At 25.0% G+C, this 824-nt stretch carries 1 protein-coding gene; it reads left to right on the top strand.

Translation table 11 applies throughout. The features are described from left to right. Positions 1 to 218: 218 nt before the first annotated feature. A partial coding sequence (gene mobV / locus GBZ86_RS16395) for a MobV family relaxase (RefSeq protein ID WP_207707482.1) occupies positions 219 to 824 on the top strand: 606 nt, incomplete at its 3' end.

The following is an 824-nucleotide window of genomic DNA, read 5'->3' as shown; positions in this document are numbered from 1 at the left end:
TAAAAGAGTATAACGTGCTATATTCTTTTTACAAGAATATCCTTTTTTGCCCATCTTTGTGGGTCAAAAAAACACACGCTGTGTGTCAGAAAAACCCACTTTGTGGGTTAAAAGTATCACTTAGAATTACTAAGTAATACTAAGTGATTTTTAAGTAATTCTAAGAAATTTAAAAGTATTACTTTATATTTTTTATAAAAAAAAGGAGAGAAAAAATTATGAGTATGGAGTTAGCCTGGAATACACAAAAAAATAAAATAACTGATGTAAAAGGAAAAGAAAAAGAACAAGAAAGACAAGGATTTATAAGAAATCCAGAAATTGATTTAGAAAAAACTCATTTAAATTATGATTTAGTTATTAGTAATTTAAATTTATATCAAAGAGTTAAAAAAAGAATTGATAAAGTAAAAGATGTTTCCCGTATACAGAAAAATTCAGTTGTAAATTATTCAAATATCATAACAATTAATCAAGATCAGTTTGAAGAATGGGGTATAGATAAATCAAAAGAATATTTTAATGAAGTTTATAAATACTTTTGTGATGAATTTGGAAAAGAAAATGTTGTATCAGCAAAAGTTCATCTTGATGAAACAACTCCACATATGCACTTGCACTTTGTACCAATAAACAAAGAGAATGGAAAGTTACAAGCTAGAATTGTAATGGATAGAAAGAGAATTAATAAAATTCATACAGAACTCCCTAAATATCTTCAAGAAAATAATTTTGATGTCGTTAGAGGAAAAGGAAAAACAGCTGAAAAAAATATAAAAGATATTCATGAATTTAAAATTAAAAACCTTGAAAAAGTAGAAAAA

Source organism: Clostridium tarantellae (assembly GCF_009295725.1).
Classification (GTDB): domain Bacteria; phylum Bacillota; class Clostridia; order Clostridiales; family Clostridiaceae; genus Sarcina; species Sarcina tarantellae.
The sequence above is the reverse complement of the archived record's forward strand: the minus strand, read 5'-3'. Positions and strand labels throughout refer to the sequence as shown.